18 protein-coding genes and 1 pseudogene are annotated in these 13,757 nt (G+C 66.3%); 12 read left to right on the plus strand and 7 right to left on the minus strand.

Translation table 11 applies throughout. The annotated features are described in order from the left end of the window. Positions 1 to 164: 164 nt before the first annotated feature. Positions 165 to 905: pseudogene (locus FHR38_RS33745) on the minus strand (caspase family protein); the annotation flags it as partial. Then, the gene (locus tag FHR38_RS26025) at positions 814 to 1,179 is read right to left on the minus strand and encodes an effector-associated constant component EACC1 (protein ID WP_184537132.1); all 366 of its coding nucleotides are present in this window, start codon (positions 1,177 to 1,179) and stop codon (positions 814 to 816) included. The gene FHR38_RS26025 and the pseudogene FHR38_RS33745, both read right to left, overlap by 92 nt. A 280-nt stretch (positions 1,180 to 1,459) precedes the next feature. Here FHR38_RS26025 and FHR38_RS26030 point away from each other — a divergent pair, with 280 nt between their 5' ends. The 7 genes from FHR38_RS26030 (at position 1,460) to FHR38_RS26060 (ending at position 5,948) form a co-directional block, all read left to right on the plus strand. Continuing rightward, the gene (locus FHR38_RS26030) at positions 1,460 to 1,723 is read left to right on the plus strand and encodes a hypothetical protein (RefSeq protein ID WP_184537133.1); all 264 of its coding nucleotides are present in this window, start codon (positions 1,460 to 1,462) and stop codon (positions 1,721 to 1,723) included. A gap of 9 nt (positions 1,724 to 1,732) precedes the next feature. Continuing rightward, positions 1,733 to 1,990: a hypothetical protein gene (locus FHR38_RS26035; protein WP_184537134.1), complete on the plus strand. Its 258-nt coding sequence runs from the start codon at positions 1,733 to 1,735 to the stop codon at positions 1,988 to 1,990. Then, positions 1,990 to 2,637 carry a hypothetical protein gene (locus tag FHR38_RS26040; RefSeq protein ID WP_184537135.1) on the plus strand — a complete coding sequence of 216 codons (648 nt, stop codon included), beginning with the start codon at positions 1,990 to 1,992 and terminating at the stop codon, positions 2,635 to 2,637. The genes FHR38_RS26035 and FHR38_RS26040 overlap by 1 nt, the downstream gene beginning before the upstream one ends. Positions 2,638 to 2,639: 2 nt before the next feature. After that, on the plus strand, positions 2,640 to 3,071 hold the full coding sequence (locus FHR38_RS26045; RefSeq protein ID WP_184537136.1) for a hypothetical protein: 432 nt from the start codon (positions 2,640 to 2,642) through the stop codon (positions 3,069 to 3,071). A gap of 290 nt (positions 3,072 to 3,361) precedes the next feature. Further along, a complete protein-coding gene (locus FHR38_RS26050; RefSeq protein WP_184537138.1) occupies positions 3,362 to 3,553 on the plus strand; it encodes a hypothetical protein in 192 nt (63 codons plus the stop codon). A gap of 86 nt (positions 3,554 to 3,639) precedes the next feature. Then, positions 3,640 to 4,062 (plus strand): hypothetical protein, encoded by a 423-nt coding sequence (locus tag FHR38_RS26055; RefSeq protein ID WP_184537141.1) that lies wholly within the window; start codon positions 3,640 to 3,642, stop codon positions 4,060 to 4,062. 242 nt (positions 4,063 to 4,304) lie between these two features. Continuing rightward, positions 4,305 to 5,948 (plus strand): DNA/RNA non-specific endonuclease, encoded by a 1,644-nt coding sequence (locus FHR38_RS26060; protein WP_184537143.1) that lies wholly within the window; start codon positions 4,305 to 4,307, stop codon positions 5,946 to 5,948. 18 nt (positions 5,949 to 5,966) lie between these two features. On the opposite strand, the gene FHR38_RS26065 is transcribed toward FHR38_RS26060, so the two are convergent. Together FHR38_RS26065 and FHR38_RS26070 are read right to left on the minus strand one after the other, a co-directional pair. Continuing rightward, positions 5,967 to 7,136 carry a winged helix DNA-binding domain-containing protein gene (locus tag FHR38_RS26065; protein WP_184537145.1) on the minus strand — a complete coding sequence of 390 codons (1,170 nt, stop codon included), beginning with the start codon at positions 7,134 to 7,136 and terminating at the stop codon, positions 5,967 to 5,969. Further along, positions 7,133 to 8,107, minus strand: coding sequence for a helix-turn-helix transcriptional regulator (locus FHR38_RS26070; protein ID WP_184537146.1), 975 nt, complete (start codon positions 8,105 to 8,107; stop codon positions 7,133 to 7,135). The genes FHR38_RS26065 and FHR38_RS26070 overlap by 4 nt, the downstream gene beginning before the upstream one ends. 162 nt (positions 8,108 to 8,269) lie before the next feature. Here FHR38_RS26070 and FHR38_RS26075 point away from each other — a divergent pair, with 162 nt between their 5' ends. After that, positions 8,270 to 8,695, plus strand: coding sequence for a VOC family protein (locus FHR38_RS26075; RefSeq protein ID WP_184537148.1), 426 nt, complete (start codon positions 8,270 to 8,272; stop codon positions 8,693 to 8,695). 299 nt (positions 8,696 to 8,994) lie between these two features. Next, positions 8,995 to 9,453 carry a hypothetical protein gene (locus FHR38_RS26080; RefSeq protein ID WP_184537150.1) on the plus strand — a complete coding sequence of 153 codons (459 nt, stop codon included), beginning with the start codon at positions 8,995 to 8,997 and terminating at the stop codon, positions 9,451 to 9,453. A gap of 108 nt (positions 9,454 to 9,561) precedes the next feature. Here the strand turns inward: FHR38_RS26080 and FHR38_RS26085 are convergent, their stop codons facing one another. Next, complete coding sequence (locus FHR38_RS26085; protein ID WP_312882413.1) at positions 9,562 to 10,341, minus strand: sigma factor-like helix-turn-helix DNA-binding protein; 780 nt, start codon at positions 10,339 to 10,341, stop codon at positions 9,562 to 9,564. Between FHR38_RS26085 and FHR38_RS32945 the strand changes: the two genes are divergently transcribed. The 3 genes from FHR38_RS32945 (at position 10,325) to FHR38_RS26095 (ending at position 12,451) form a co-directional block, all read left to right on the plus strand. Then, complete coding sequence (locus FHR38_RS32945) at positions 10,325 to 10,456, plus strand: hypothetical protein (protein ID WP_281384926.1); 132 nt, start codon at positions 10,325 to 10,327, stop codon at positions 10,454 to 10,456. The two genes, FHR38_RS26085 and FHR38_RS32945, sit on opposite strands and share 17 nt — an antisense overlap. Before the next feature lie 261 nt (positions 10,457 to 10,717). Continuing rightward, entirely contained in the window at positions 10,718 to 10,984 is a 267-nt protein-coding gene (locus FHR38_RS26090) for a DUF4190 domain-containing protein (protein WP_184537154.1), read from the plus strand. A 435-nt stretch (positions 10,985 to 11,419) separates the two neighbouring features. Beyond that, complete coding sequence (locus FHR38_RS26095; RefSeq protein WP_184537156.1) at positions 11,420 to 12,451, plus strand: hypothetical protein; 1,032 nt, start codon at positions 11,420 to 11,422, stop codon at positions 12,449 to 12,451. Between the two features lie 32 nt (positions 12,452 to 12,483). Here FHR38_RS26095 and FHR38_RS32575 read toward each other — a convergent pair whose 3' ends face one another. Together FHR38_RS32575 and FHR38_RS26100 are read right to left on the minus strand one after the other, a co-directional pair. Then, a complete protein-coding gene (locus tag FHR38_RS32575; protein ID WP_312882414.1) occupies positions 12,484 to 12,681 on the minus strand; it encodes a hypothetical protein in 198 nt (65 codons plus the stop codon). A 204-nt stretch (positions 12,682 to 12,885) separates the two neighbouring features. Next, positions 12,886 to 13,671: a polyprenol monophosphomannose synthase gene (locus FHR38_RS26100; RefSeq protein WP_184537158.1), complete on the minus strand. Its 786-nt coding sequence runs from the start codon at positions 13,669 to 13,671 to the stop codon at positions 12,886 to 12,888. Between the last annotated feature and the right edge of the window lie 86 nt (positions 13,672 to 13,757).

A 13,757-nucleotide genomic window follows, 5' to 3' on the forward strand; every position in this document is an offset into this window, starting at 1 on the left:
GAATTGTCCGGTTCCGTTCCCTGTAACGGTGCCTCGGTGCCTTCACGGGACTGATGGACGTCGTCCATCAGGGTCCGGTGCAACGGGTTGGGCGCAAGCGCCAGCCGACCAGCAGCGTCGGTGTGCAGCCGGCGTGGTTGTGGAAGGTTACGGGCCTTCATACAGGCACGGAGATGTGCGTATATGACGTCCAGGGTCAGGAGCGGTGGGGCACCCGGCACCCCGTGCCGCAGCATCTGGACCAGCTCGCTGGTGAACTCGGTGATCTTCGTACCGGTAATCGCCGGCTGGTTCGCCGGGCTTGCGGTGAGGACGTAAGCCCCGGCGATGTCGAGCTGTTCCAGGAGCGCCGCGGTTTCGGCGGCCATGATGGGAGCCGCCGCACGGCCCGAGAAACAACAGTCGAGGATCACCACCCGGTTCTTCGCGGGACTGTCCAGCACCTCCTCGCGCAGTACGTCGTAGGCCAGCGAGTGGAAGGCGGGCCGCTCGGGATCGGTCTCCTTGAGGGCGAGAAAGAGTTGGCTGCGACGCAACCCGCCCAGCCCATGGCCGGCGTAGTAGACCAGCAGCATGTCGGTCGCCTCGGCAGCGGCTTTGCCTACCGCGCGGCCTACCGCATTGCCGTCGGTGGGGTCCTGGACCACTGAACAGTGCCTGGAAGGCAACCGGCAGATTCCTTCGTCGGTCAGCACGGCGGCCATCTCGCGCAGACTTCGCCGTACCGAACGCAGGGGCGGCAGGCTGGAGTAACGGCTGGTGCCGATGAGCACCGCGCGGGAGGCGGCCGGGTCGAAGAGGCGACCGGACATCTCAGTGGGTGTCAGTCCACGGCTTGACGGCTGCGGCGACCACCGCCTCCACGTCCTCGACGCCCTTGGCATCGAGGTGCAGTTTGGTGCCATCCGGAAGTTCCAATCGCAGTCCGACCTTGCCTGGTCGGCCAGGCGAGCGACGGCGCAGCCAGAGAGCCAGCCCGGTGGCGAGGATGGTCGCTACGCCACCCGGCACGAGGGCGATGGAGATCGCCTCGATGGCGGTACCCATCTCATCCGGCCCAGGTAATGCGCGTACTGGTCGGATGCGGCCTCGAAGTTCGTCGTAGTCGCTGAGGAGGTCGACGAGGCTGGCGAGATCATTCTCGCTGCCGTTCTCGATGTGCAGTACCGCGAGAGGCATCGAGTGGTTCCTAACGTCGGAGAGTTGACCTGAATCGTTACCGGGACCTGACCGTCCAGTATGCACATCGGCCGCGACTGGGCGAGCGTCGAGAAGGAATACGGACTGACGGCCAACCTGCGGGCGTGCTCGCCTGCTCCCCGCGTCAGACGCGGGGCTGCACGAGGGTGATCGCGCCCGATAGTGTGCGTGGGGTCACGGATAGGTGACGACCCCTACGTCGTGTCGGTGACCCGCCCCTCTGTGCTCGGCCATCGACAGCCGCTACCAGGAGGATCACATGGCCAGCATCGAGGAAGTCAAAGCAATCCTTGCCCAGGCCGCCGAGCAGGGCAATGTCACGGTCAACCAGATCCAGGCCGCTGCCGCCAACGTCGAGCAGGTGCTCAACCGGCTGCGAGCCGTCTCGGCCGGTACGGGGCACCCGAAGACCGCCGAGGCGATCGCCCGTGCCGAACAGGCCAAGCAGCAGCTCGCCCAGGCCGCCGTCCTGATCCAGGGCAGCTCCGCCGCCGCCCGCGAATACCGCAGCCTCCTCGGCTGAGGCCAGCCGATGAATATCGGCGAGGTCAAGGCAGCCATCCAGGCAGGTATTGAGGCGTCCGAGCGGAGCAGCCAGCTGATGGATGAAGTCCGGGGGAAGGTGTGTCAGACCCACGAGCTTGCGGAAGTGACTGCTCAGGATAGCCAGCATGACACCCTGACCAAGGGACTACAGCTTCTCAAGGCAGTGGACCGGGAGATCACCCTGACCCAGCGGCGGCTGGCCGACGGCACCTCTGCCGCCGATAAATACCTCAGAAGTCTGTGATGGGGGATAGCGTCGGGGACGTCGTCCGCCAGTTCCAACGAGTGATCGATGCGTTGGACCAGACCGCCGGTGTGGTGAAGTATGCGCAGGCGGTTACAGAGCAAGCGTACGGTCACTACGACAAGGCGATGCGCGGCAGCGCTCATGATGATGTGACTCGCGCGAAGCGGGCGACTCAGACTGCCGCCGAAAAGGCTGGCAAGGCTGGTCGCCTTCTTTCGGAGGCGGCCACGGCGTTTGCTGAGTACGTGAACCACATAGCGCCCGGTAGTGTGGCTATCGCATCGGCGACGTCGGAGGGGATGCTCGGCGGCGAACAACTGGTTAGGTTGCCGGGGCGGCGCGGATCCCTGTCAAGTCGACTCCTGAACAAGACTAAAGATGTTGCGAACTCGGATGACGGTTTGCAGCATGCCAAGAAGATCGCGAATGCGATCCAAGATGCCGTACGGCCCAGCGGAACAGCAGCGCCGAAGACGGTGGGGCCGACTATTAAACCATCGTCAGCTCCTCAAGGCGCACATGCAGGCGACGTGCTGCTGACGACCTTGGTGGTGGCTGTGATGGGTGTGAAAGGTGCCGAGTTGGCTGCAAGGTTGCGTCGGAAAGTCCAGAGCAACCGGATGAAGGGCAAGCGAGGAGCGTAGAGATGGAAAAGAACACCCTCTTCTTGAAAGCGATGCTTCAGCAGGACTGGGACTTGTTCGAAAAGCTCTCGGCTGAGTTCGAGCAGCAGGGCAAGGGGACGCCAGTGGCAATCATCGGCACTGCCTTCCACCTCGCCGTACATCAGCGCTTCGGGCATAGTCGGAGCATGGACGATGTCATCCGCTTCGTTGCGGATGCGCGAGCCTTCCTCTCTGAGGGACGAGACCTTCCCACCCGGGAAGCCGAAGCGCTCATCTGCGCCACCCTCGATATGGATTTTCCTGACGTCGAAGAAATCATCGACAGCCTCGACGTCGGTGCTATGGCGGAAATCGAAGGCCAGCTTCTGTTCAAGCTCGTGTCGGATGCGAGCCCATCGGAAGAGCAACTCGACGCCTTCCTGGTAGAGGCGGAGGTCCTTGCCAGGCAATAGGCCATGCCTGGGCTTGCCTCGGCGGTTCGGTTTATGTAGGAGTGGCGAGGTTGCGAGCGCGTGAGCGGAACTGAGTGAACTGATCCGGGCGATGGCTCGGCGTGACTGGGGACGATCGACCGCCTGCTAGACGAGCTGCGCGCGCTCGAATGGGATGGGGCGACGTAGGAGATAGGCACGGCGTTTGCTCTGTCTGTTTATCGACGTTTTCATGGTCGAGCGGACCTGCATCAGATCAGCCGCTTTGTTGCCGAGACGCGCTCGCAGTACCAGGATGGGGGGGATTGCCGGTGCTCGAAATGGAAGGGCTGATCCGAGCTGCGTTGGGCGAGGTGGATCTGATGGACACTGTTAGTCCGGACATTGCGTTGTCTGCTCAGATTTTCATCTTTGGAATCTTGCTCCAGGATGATCGCCTTGCCGAAGCTGAGCTCGAATCGTTTATCAAGGAGGCCGAAGGGCCAGCCGTTGAGTTCATGTAGCTGCTGGGGCAAGAGTGCCCCACGGATCAGGACTCGGTTATCGAGAATGCGAGAGCGGCCTAGCAGGAGCCTGGAGAGGTGGTTTAGTGGCGATCAGCCCTGATGTCGTGGAGTACGTGCGCACTCTTGTGCGGGATGACCATGAAGCAAACGATCAGATCGAAGTGCGCTTTGGTGATGGCAAGTGGGGTGAAGCGGTTGCCTCGTTCATGAGTGCCGTATTTTTCTATGCGATGGACTTGCGCTTCCAAGGAAAGTGTGATGACAGGTCGATCCTGGCTTTCGTTGCGGAGCTGCGGTCTCAAAACCCGGAATTCGAGATGGACCCAAAGGTGGCAGAACGGGTCATTGCTGCCACCCTCGACGATGGGCTAGAGCTTGCCGTAACCCCAGAGGCGCTTGGCGCAATTCAGACTCTCGCCGCGTACAAAGCCCTATCGGAAGCCAACCTGTCTGATGCTGAACTCGACGCCCTGCTTCACGATGCCGCGCGTCTAGCAGTCGGGTAGCAGGTCTGCTCGACCAATGGGCGCGAGCAGGTGGGGTCGTTTCGCCAGCTTCATTCGGAAATCTCCACTGGTTGACGCTCTCCAGTCATGATCGAATGGGTCGGGGCTCATGGTCCACCCCAGGTGGTCGATGTTCAGGTGGCGAGCGGCGTCCCTGGATCACGAGCCGATGCCGGATGGCTCCCCCCGGATATGCACCTTCGTCCAGTGTCTATGACATCCCGTCGTGGGACCGTGTATCTATGCACGGCTTTCGTTCGCCCGCTGTCGCCGCTCGCCCCCGTGCTGTCGGGAGCATCGCCGCCCCCGCCCGGTCCCACCCGCTGCTCGCGATGCAGCGCATGGCGGGAAACCGTGCGGTGGCGGGCCTGTTGACCTCCGGGCCGATCGTTGTCCAGCGGTCCAGCCGTGACGACCTGCTGACGGCGCTGCGCACCGCCGTGCAGGCGGGGCAGTGGCAGGAGGTGGCCACTCGGCTGAATGGCTTCAACACCGCTGACATCAAGCGGCTGGCGGCCGGTCTGTCGGTGGGGGAGGCGGCGAACACCCGAGCGGCCGTGTCCACCTATCTCGCCGGCTGGCCCCAGGAAGAGGCGATCATCGCGGCCCTGGACGCTGGCCGGGCCGAGGTGGCCAGGATCGGCCGGATCTACCACGCGTACGAAGAGGCTCTCCGCAGCGGAGACTGGCCGACGGCGGTGCAGCAGTTGCACGCCATGTCGGACGTGGACATCGCCGCGCGGCTGCGAAAGCTGCCACCGGACTCGTTGCGGGCGCTCTGCGGGGCCGCCCCCGAGCTGAGCGAGCGGATCACGCGACTGGCGAACAGCATGGCCAGCCAGCGAGGTGTGGAGGTACCCGACGGGCTTGGACACCTCGTGGTCGGCGGACGTGATCTCGGTGCCGTCCGCGAGTTTCGTGCGGGCGGGGAGTCGACCGTCGAGGTGACGACGCCCGCAGCGCGCGGCGAGGGGGCGTCGATTGGTGCTCGGCAGATCGCCGAGGGCCTGCTGCTGGTGAGCCAGGCGGACGTCCCGCTGACCCCGGCGTCGGAGGCGGCCATCCGGAACCTTCTGGGTACTGCCGGTTCGGGTGCCGGTGCCGGTGGTGCCGGCGGCACCACTGCTCTCGCGGGCGCCGAAGGTAGCGCCGTCGCCACCGGTGTGGCCGGGACGGCACCCGCGCGAATCGCCGTCAGTCTCGCCGTACGCGTACCGGTCGTCGGTGTGGCGTTCCTGGTCGGCCTGCTCGGCCCGTACGCCGTGGGGTGGGCGATCGTCCATGCCGAGGAGGTCGACAAGGCGTTGAAGGAGTACGGCGGCACGTTGCCCCCGGGCGGCGGGCTGGCGCAACCCGAGGTGGACACGATGTCGGGCAGCGCGCCGTCATCCGCGCCGCAGGGTCAGCGAGAACATCAGGACGGTGGCGACGACTGCCGCGACTGCAAGCCGGGTGCCGACCCTCTCTACGGGCCGCTGGACGATCTCGGGCGGGCCACCGGCGTACGAGCGATCCTCAAAGGGCGTACCTGGAGCGGGCAGGAACCACAGGACGACCCGGCTGGTTTCGTCACCGGGATATCCGGTACGGCGGAGGGCGGCCAGCAGGCCCGCGCCCACCTGCTCGCCAAGGTACTCGGCGGCAACGGCGGCGCGCGGAACCTGGTCACCTTCGGCCAGGCCGAGAACGTGAAGATGTACGAGCAGCTTGAGTCACGGGTGGAGGAACACCTGACGCTCTTCCCCGAGCACTGCGTCGAGTTCGTCTCCACCCCGCAGTATCCCGGCCGGATTCTCTCCGCTTCGCTGATCCACCTTTTCGCCCGCGATCTCTGCACCGGGCAGGTCATCGTGAACGAGCCGGCATACAACCGCAGCCTGCACTGATCGGCCGAATTCGCCGCTTCAGGGTCTCATCGCTGGTGATGTGTAGATCGTGGGGACACGGAATCTGGCGAGCCAGGTGGTCAGGCGTTGCGCTTCGGTGTCGAGCAGGCGTTGCTCGGCTGCCGCGATCGGCTCCACCAGCCGTACGTTCACGGTGCCGGTATCGTCCTGTACCCAGCAGCCGACGGCCCTGCCGTTGACCCAGGCGGTGGTGCCGGCGTTGCCACGTCGCTCGAAGAGCAGGTCGCGGTGCGGGCCGAGAAAGAAGCCTCGCTCCTGCCAGCCCATCACGGTCGGGTCGAGTACGGGCAGCAGTGCCGCCCACGGTCCGGGGTCCGGCACCCGGTCGAGGTCGTCGGGCAGCAGCCAGCCGATCTGGCCGGAGTCCAGCGTGACCGGCACCGCCGCGAGGTCGGCGAGGGCTTTGCGGGCGATGGTCTTGGTGGTACCGAGCCACCAGACGAGGTCGTCCTCGGTGCCGGGGCCGAACAAGTACAGCCAGCGGCGCACGATCTCGCGGTATCCCTCGGTGGCGGTCACCGGGTCGGGCAGGTCACCGAGCCAGTGGCGCATCAGGGTCCACCGGGGCCGGGAGGTGGACCAGCCGGCGGTGTTGGTGCCGCGCACGACGTCGGCGGTGAGGCCGAGGTGGGTCAGCACCCGTGATGCCGCCGTCCAGGGGTCGTGCGGGTTGACCGTCACCTTGACGTCGATCGTCGGTACGGTGCGGCGGATCTCCTGGGCGATCCGCCCCTCCGGTGTGTCGGCGAGCAGGGCGAGCACCTCGGTACGGGCGAGGTCGAGCCAGTCGTTGCCGTCGGTGACGAGCCCTGCCGCCACGACCTCCTTGGCCATGCGGGCGCGTTCGGTGGCGGCGACCCGGGTGGCGGGGCCGGACCAGGCGGCGGGCAGCAGGTCACGGGGGAAGACGAACAGGGTACGCCGCATGGCGAGCTGTTTGACCAGGCTACGGTCGTCGTACAGGGCCCGGTCGACATCGACTGTCGTCATCGACTCTGTTCTTGCCCAGCACGAGAGGTAGACGGTGGCGGGCTCGGTGGCGTGCAGGACGGTCATCGCCCGGGTTACCGCCTCCGGTGACCCGACGCGGAACTGCGGGGCGAGCGCGTGCCGGGTCGCGAGCCGGGCGCGGCGCTCGGCGTCGTACACGTGGCGCGTCGGTGTCATGCGGCCGCGCCAGCGTAGCGGCGGGCGAGTCGGGCGAAGGCGTCCTTCAGCTCCCGGGGACGAATGACTTCGACGTCGGTGTCGAACCGGCCGAGTGAGGCGGCGAGAGCGGTCCATGACCAGGAGCCCTGGACGAGTTTGCAGCGGTCGGGGCTGATTTCTTCGACGATCCCGTCCCGGGTGTAGGTGGCAACGACCGTGGCGGGGAGGTCGAGGATGACTTCGCCGACGCACGGCCAGGCCGAGGAGTTCCCGTTACCACGGAACCTTCCGGCCACGAAGGTGGCCACGTCCGCGGTCGGCAGCTGCCGTGGGGTGAAGCGTGGGCCGGTGGGAATGCGGGGGTTGATGCGGTCGACCCGGTAAATGCGCCAGTCGTCGCGGTCGAGGTCCCAGGCGACGAGATACCACCGGCCGTACCAGTTGACGAGGTGGTGCGGCTCCACCCGGCGTGGCGGCGCTTGGGCGTCCGGCTCGGTGCCGGCTGGTGCGTAGTCGAAGCGCAGCACCTCGCGGGCGTGGACAGCCGTGCCGATCGCTGCCAGCACGGTGGTGTCGGCCGGGGAAGCAGGCCGCATGCGGGGTGCTTCGACGGCAGTGACCTGTAACAGGTCGATGAGGTGACGCAGTCGGCTGGGCATGACCTGCCGGACGGTGGCCAGCGCCCGCGCTGCGGCCTCCTGGATGTCGGTGCCCGAAACGGCGGTGAGCTGCAGGGCAACGGCGATGGCGACCGCCTGGTCGTCGTCGAACATCAGTGGTGGCATCTTGGTACCGGCATCGAGCCGGTATCCGCCGTCGGGTCCTTTGAACGTTTGAATCGGGTAACCGAGTTCGCGTAGGCGGTCGATGTCGCGTCGTACGGTGCGGGGGCTGACCTCCAGCCGTTCGGCCAGGAGGCCGCCCGGCCAGTCCCGGCGGGCCTGCAACAGGGAGAGCAACGACAGCAGCCGCGCCGAAGTTCTTGGCATGAATCCGATCCTGCCGAAAGTAGTGGCCAGTTGCTGACCTCTTCACCCGCGATTGTCTTCGTGGTCGGGGCAACCACTCCGACCTCAGGCCGGCGGGGCAGCGCCGTACCCGCCGGAACAGGACGACCCGCAAGGGTCGCAGCACAGCAAGGGGACACCGCAATGAGCGTCAACACCGTGGCTCACATCAACCTGCGCGGCAACGCGCGGCAGGCTCTGGAGTTCTACCAGTCCGTCTTCGGCGGCAACCTGGTCGCGGTCACCTACGCCGACGCCCACAACGTGCAGAACCCCGACGAGGCCGACCAGATCATGTGGGGTCAGGTCACCTCGCCGGAGGGGTTCTCGATCATGGCGTACGACGTGCCGGCGTCGCGGCCGTGGAGCCAGGGCGACCAGTCGTTCTTCGTCTCCGTCCGGGGTACGGACGCCGATGAGATCAGCGGCTACTGGAAGAAGCTCAGCGAGGGTTCGACCGTGCTGGTCGACCTCGGCCCGGCCGGCTGGGCACCGCTGTACGGCATGGTCACCGACCCGTTCGGCATCACCTGGGTCCTCGACGTGGCCGTCGGGAACCACGCGGCCTGACCGGTAGAAGGCGTCTCCGTCGAGCGCGGTGCGGGGATACGGCTGTGGTGGTGAGCTGTCCCGCCGACCGCCCATCGACCATCTTCCTCGGAGTCGGGTATTTTGCGACACTCGTGGCAGCTTCCACGCCGACTGTCTGAAGGGGAATCGTGCAACCCTCAACGCCGGATGATTCGCCCCCGACGCCGCAAACAGGTCCGACACCGCCGACTGATTCGTTCCCGCCGCCGCCCGCACCCCCGACATCGCAGACAGGTCCGCCGCCGCCGATCTCACCGCAAGGCCCGCGTGGTGGGGGCGTGAAGTGGTACTACTTCGTCATCGCCGGCGTCATCGCGCTGTGCCTGATCTGCTCCTGCGCCGGTGGCGTCGCCTACTTCGCGTTCCGCGACCGCCCGGGGGGAGGAGTCGGGCTGGATTTGCCCGGTACGGACCCGACCGCCGGCTGCGCCGAGGCGCTCCGGGGAGCACCGTCCGACAACTCCGGTGATGCCGGCGACCCGGCGAAACAGCGCAGGTGGGCAGCGCACTACCGCGAGGCTGCGGAGAAGGCCAACAACGCCGACATTCGATCGGCGATTCTCGAAGAGGCGGCGGCCTTCGACAAGTACGCGAACACCTTGGAAGAGGTCAACGCCAAGAAGAGCGCGGGAACCGACGACGTCGACGATGTCCTCGCCCTCACCCGGGGACTGCGGGAGCGGATTGCCGCTCACCGAAAGGTGATGCTGGCCTGCCAGGCAGCTGGATACAACTAGCGCCGACGGGCACAGCTCGCCTGCCGGGTCTGCGGCACCCGAGCGGTGTCATCTCGACGGGCGGCGATTCGTCCTATCGCCCACTACGTCGAGGGAGGCATGAAGCCCCTACGCGGGATCTGCTAGCCGCACCGTCCACGGCAGGAGCTTGTCGGGGTTGCGTACGGCCCAGATGCGCCTGATCCGGTCGCCGACGATCTCGAACGCGTACACCGAGGTGGTGACGCCGTTCTGCTGCGCGATCAGACCCGGCTGGCCGTTGACCGTGCGCTCCAGGATGGTCTGGTCGCGGAACCGCTCCCCGAGAAGGAGCAGCGAGCGCATGATGCGCTCGGCACCCTCGACCGGGTGCAGCACGGTCCGGACGAGGCCGCCGCCGTCGGCGATCACCGTGGCGCTCGGATCGAGGAGAGCGACGAGAGCGTCGATGTCCTTGGCCTCCCACGCCCGTTTGACGTCCCGGACGATCCGAGCGTGCCGGGATGGCGCAGCCGCAGGTACCTGCGCGGACCGGATGCGCCGCCGCGCCGATGCGGCCAGCTGGCGGCAGGCCGCCGGAGTGCGGCCGACGATCTCGGCCACTTCGCCAGAGGGATAGCGGAAGACGTCGTGCAGGATGAACGCGACGCGTTCCGCCGGGGTCATCGATTCGAGTACGACGAGGAAGGCCATGTTGACCGACTCGTCGAGGGTCACCCGGTCGGCGGGGTCGACGCTGCTGCCGTCCGACCGTCCGATGATCCATTCGGTCGGTTCGGGTAGTGGCTCGGGGATCCACTCGCCGACGTAGGTTTCCCGCCGGGCTCGCGCCGAGGAGAGCACGTTGAGACAGAGACGGCTGGCGACCTTGGTCAACCAGGTGCCGAGAGATGTGATCTCGTCCAACACCGTACTGAGCCGCATCGCGGGCACCGAACCAGCGGCGATCGAGGTGGGCTTCTCCGGGGCGTGTGTCAGCCTGGGCCGGAACGCCGGCCTACGGCAGTTCGACGGCCTGCTCTGACGCCTCGTCCCGGCCCGACCGTCTCGGCGGGTGTCGCGTCTGGGACCTCAGGGGAACCGCGTCGCGAGTGTCGAGTGTTGCTCGATTACGGGAAGCGCAAAGGCATATCGGCATATCTAAAATCGACGCATGACTAGTCCCAGCCCCGATGTCAGTTCTGACCCGGTGATAACCACTGACCATGGGCCGGATGCCCAGCAGAGGCCGGCCGCCGACCCGGCACCGGCGACTGTCCGGGTGGTGCCTACCTCCACTGTCGCCATGGTGAGCCTGATCGCTGGCATCTTCGGTGCGGTAGGGGGCTGCCTGTTCTGCGGGCTGCCACCGATCGTGGCCATCGTCACCGGACATGTGGGCCTTGCCCATACCCGCCGCGACGAGGCTAGCGGTTATGGGATGGCCCTTGCCGGCTTGATCCTGGGTTACGCGCTGATGATCCCGACCCTTCTGATGCTCTTCATCAGCTTGTTCACCGTGGTCAACTCAGGACCACCGGAATTCGTACGCGAAATCCTCTACAGCTTCTGATCGGCGGATCTAGTCTCCGCTGGCTGACGACAACGCAGAGGTGGGCGGTTGACTAGGCGGCACATGATGGCCCGGTGAAGCTGCGCCGCCCGTACATGTATCGGGTTCTTGTTCTGTTGTTCGGGATGCTGCTGCTTGCCGGAGCGGTCTCCCTTCCGTACGAGGCGGCGACCCAGGGCGTCGGCTGGGTTGCTTGGCTCTTCTGTGGTGCGGTTGCGCTGTTTGGCCTGGCGATGGGCGGTCGACTCGTGCGGCAGGCGGCGCTGCCGTTCCGAGTGGATGTCGACTCGCAGGGCTGGTCGATTCGGACGCCGAGGCTCAACCGGCACCTGCGCTGGGACGAGATAGCTGCGGTTGTTCTTGCCGATGCCCCCCGCAGCACAGCGTCCACGTGCGAGGGCGGGTCCGCGGCTGCTGCTGGTACCAGCAGTCGGGGTGAACCTGGGGGTGTCGCCTACCGAAGAGAACCCGGTGGACGGGCGGGCGGCTGTAGAACTGTTCCAACTCAATGAGGTGGACTACGACGAGGCCCGGTTCGCGCGAGAGTTGGTGGTGCTGGCTGGCGACCGCTTCCATAACCTCTGCCGCCAGCTGACCCGGCCGACGAGAGCGATTCCGCTACGCCGATTCCCGGACGGGCCCGACCACGCCCGGCTGATGCGCTGGCTGGACCGGCAGAAGGCCCTGCGGTTCGCCGGGTGGTATCTGTTCGTCCTCGTCCCTCCGTTGCTACTTGTTGGCCTGGCGGCACGGTACAACGAGTTTCTTGGCATCGTCGTCTTGGTGGCGGCTGCGGTGGTGATCGTCGCCGGGACCGCGAAAATCTGGGTAACCTCCGGCGATTGCCGAGGGTTGGCCGACGGAGAAGCAGCGATCGACGGTGCAGACCTGGTGAATGGCATAGCCGGCGTGCACCATCGGACCAACCTGTATTCCGGATCGGTCAACGTGCTGCGATCTGGCTTGCTGAAAGGCTTCGGCAGAGCATGGTTACTGGCCTCCCCGGGGCACAAGGGGCACCAGGTAGCGGACCTGCTGCTCAGCGATCCGCGCACCGGACAGCTACGGAGCGAGGAAGATCTGCGTGCGTTGGTAGCGGTACTGGGTGCCTCCTCACAGGAGAGCGACCGAGCCGCAGGTCGGCAACTCGAAGAACTGGCGGCGCAGGCACCGAGATCTGCGATGCTCCCCAGCATCACCGAATCGGGTGATCCGCCTTTCTCCGTCTATATGTACGTCCTGTGGTTGGCGGTAAAAGGTGTGGGCCGTGCGATTGTGTTACTGGGTGTGGTCTTCACGGTCGCGATGGCGGGCGGCATGGCAGGCGAGGGTTCGGCTCTTGTCGGGCCTGCGCTGTTCATCATTGCCGCATGCCTGTTCGGCGTCTGGGTCTGTTATGCGTTGTACCGCACGATTGGGCTTCTCGACGCGTTGCTCGGGTTTGCGGTACGGGCACTCCGCGCGTGACCCTCGCAAACGGCGAGAGTAGGACCATAGGGCTATTCGCAGCGGTCCTCGGCGCCTCGACCAAAGGGCTCGCAGCAGTCGGGCCGGTGGTCGTACACGCGTAGGTCCCTGCCTTGAGCGTGCCCCCAGTCGCCGGTGCGTTGATAGAGGCAGGTCCGCCACAGCGCGGTCTCGCCGGTAGCGGGCACGACCTGCCCGCTACCTGGCCCGCCCCGCAGCAGGACCTCCACGACGCCGACGTTACGCCCGCAGGTGGAACAGGGCACCTGATGGGTGCGATCGGTGGCGGCTCAGCAGCAGAGCGGGCGGCGTGTCGTACTCGTGAGACGCATCCGATCATGGGGCGCGGCGTCATGGGGAGCGGCTTGGCTGGGGTGGGTGGCCGCACGGCGGCAGAACGGCCCCGAGGCGCGGGCCGTTCCGCCTGAGCGGGTCTACTTCGGCTGGGGGTCGTTCCGGGTGATGTTGCGGTGCCGGCTGCGCAGCTTGAACGGCATCAGGGCACTTTCGATCTTGGTGGCCGTCGTCATCTTGGATTCGCCGTCGCGGCGCTCCTCGAACCGGATCGGCACCTCAAGGATGGTGTGTCCGAGTTTGGTGGCGAGGTAGTGCATCTCGACCTGGAAGCTGTAGCCGTTGGACTGCACCCGGTCCAGGCCGATGTCCCGCAGCGCGTCGGCGGACCAGATCTTGAAGCCGGCGGTCAGGTCCCGGATACGTACCCGCAGCAGGGTGTGCACGTAGAGGTTGGCCCAGCCGCTGAGCATGCGGCGGTAGAGCGGCCACGCCTCGTCGAGCTGCCCGCCGGGCACGTAACGAGAGCCGATTACCACGCTGGCCTTGGTGGAGAGCAGAGTGCCGAGCATGCCGGGCAGCGCCTCCGGCGGGTGGGACAGGTCGGCGTCCATCTGCGCCACGTACTCCGCGCCGCCTTCCAGGGCGCGGCTGATGCCATCGACGTACGCCCGACCGAGCCCTTCCTTACCGGCCCGGTGCACGACCTGGATGCGCTCGGGGTGCTCGGCGGCGAGCTTGTCGGCCACGTCCCCGGTGCCGTCCGGCGAGTTGTCGTCGGCGATCAGGATGCTCAGGCCCGGCAGGGGGAGAGCGAGGAGGCGATCGACCAGCACAGGCAGGTTGTCAGCCTCGTTGTAGGTGGGTACGACGACGGTTAGGCGTGCGTCCCGCCACGGAGAGGGCAACTGTACGGGTTCGATCATCGGGGCATCCTCGGTTTGCCAATAGCGGTCAGTGGCAAGGGTAGTCAATGCAGAACGCGGCCCTTTACTGTGGTCGGCCAAGATCA

This window comes from Micromonospora polyrhachis (assembly GCF_014203835.1).
GTDB classification, from domain to species: domain Bacteria; phylum Actinomycetota; class Actinomycetes; order Mycobacteriales; family Micromonosporaceae; genus Micromonospora_H; species Micromonospora_H polyrhachis.

Excerpts from the sequence above, each read along its gene's own strand:
- FHR38_RS26100 (WP_184537158.1), bottom strand. The coding sequence starts at position 13,671 with ATGATCGAACCCGTACAGTTGCCCTCTCCGTGGCGGGACGCACGCCTA.
- FHR38_RS26035 (WP_184537134.1), top strand. The coding sequence starts at position 1,733 with ATGAATATCGGCGAGGTCAAGGCAGCCATCCAGGCAGGTATTGAGGCG.
- FHR38_RS26025 (WP_184537132.1), bottom strand. The coding sequence starts at position 1,179 with ATGCCTCTCGCGGTACTGCACATCGAGAACGGCAGCGAGAATGATCTC.
- FHR38_RS26045 (WP_184537136.1), top strand. The coding sequence starts at position 2,640 with ATGGAAAAGAACACCCTCTTCTTGAAAGCGATGCTTCAGCAGGACTGG.
- FHR38_RS26040 (WP_184537135.1), top strand. The coding sequence starts at position 1,990 with ATGGGGGATAGCGTCGGGGACGTCGTCCGCCAGTTCCAACGAGTGATC.
- FHR38_RS26075 (WP_184537148.1), top strand. The coding sequence starts at position 8,270 with ATGAGCGTCAACACCGTGGCTCACATCAACCTGCGCGGCAACGCGCGG.
- FHR38_RS26060 (WP_184537143.1), top strand. The coding sequence starts at position 4,305 with ATGCACGGCTTTCGTTCGCCCGCTGTCGCCGCTCGCCCCCGTGCTGTC.
- FHR38_RS26030 (WP_184537133.1), top strand. The coding sequence starts at position 1,460 with ATGGCCAGCATCGAGGAAGTCAAAGCAATCCTTGCCCAGGCCGCCGAG.
- FHR38_RS26090 (WP_184537154.1), top strand. The coding sequence starts at position 10,718 with ATGGTGAGCCTGATCGCTGGCATCTTCGGTGCGGTAGGGGGCTGCCTG.
- FHR38_RS26070 (WP_184537146.1), bottom strand. The coding sequence starts at position 8,107 with ATGCCAAGAACTTCGGCGCGGCTGCTGTCGTTGCTCTCCCTGTTGCAG.
- FHR38_RS26065 (WP_184537145.1), bottom strand. The coding sequence starts at position 7,136 with ATGACACCGACGCGCCACGTGTACGACGCCGAGCGCCGCGCCCGGCTC.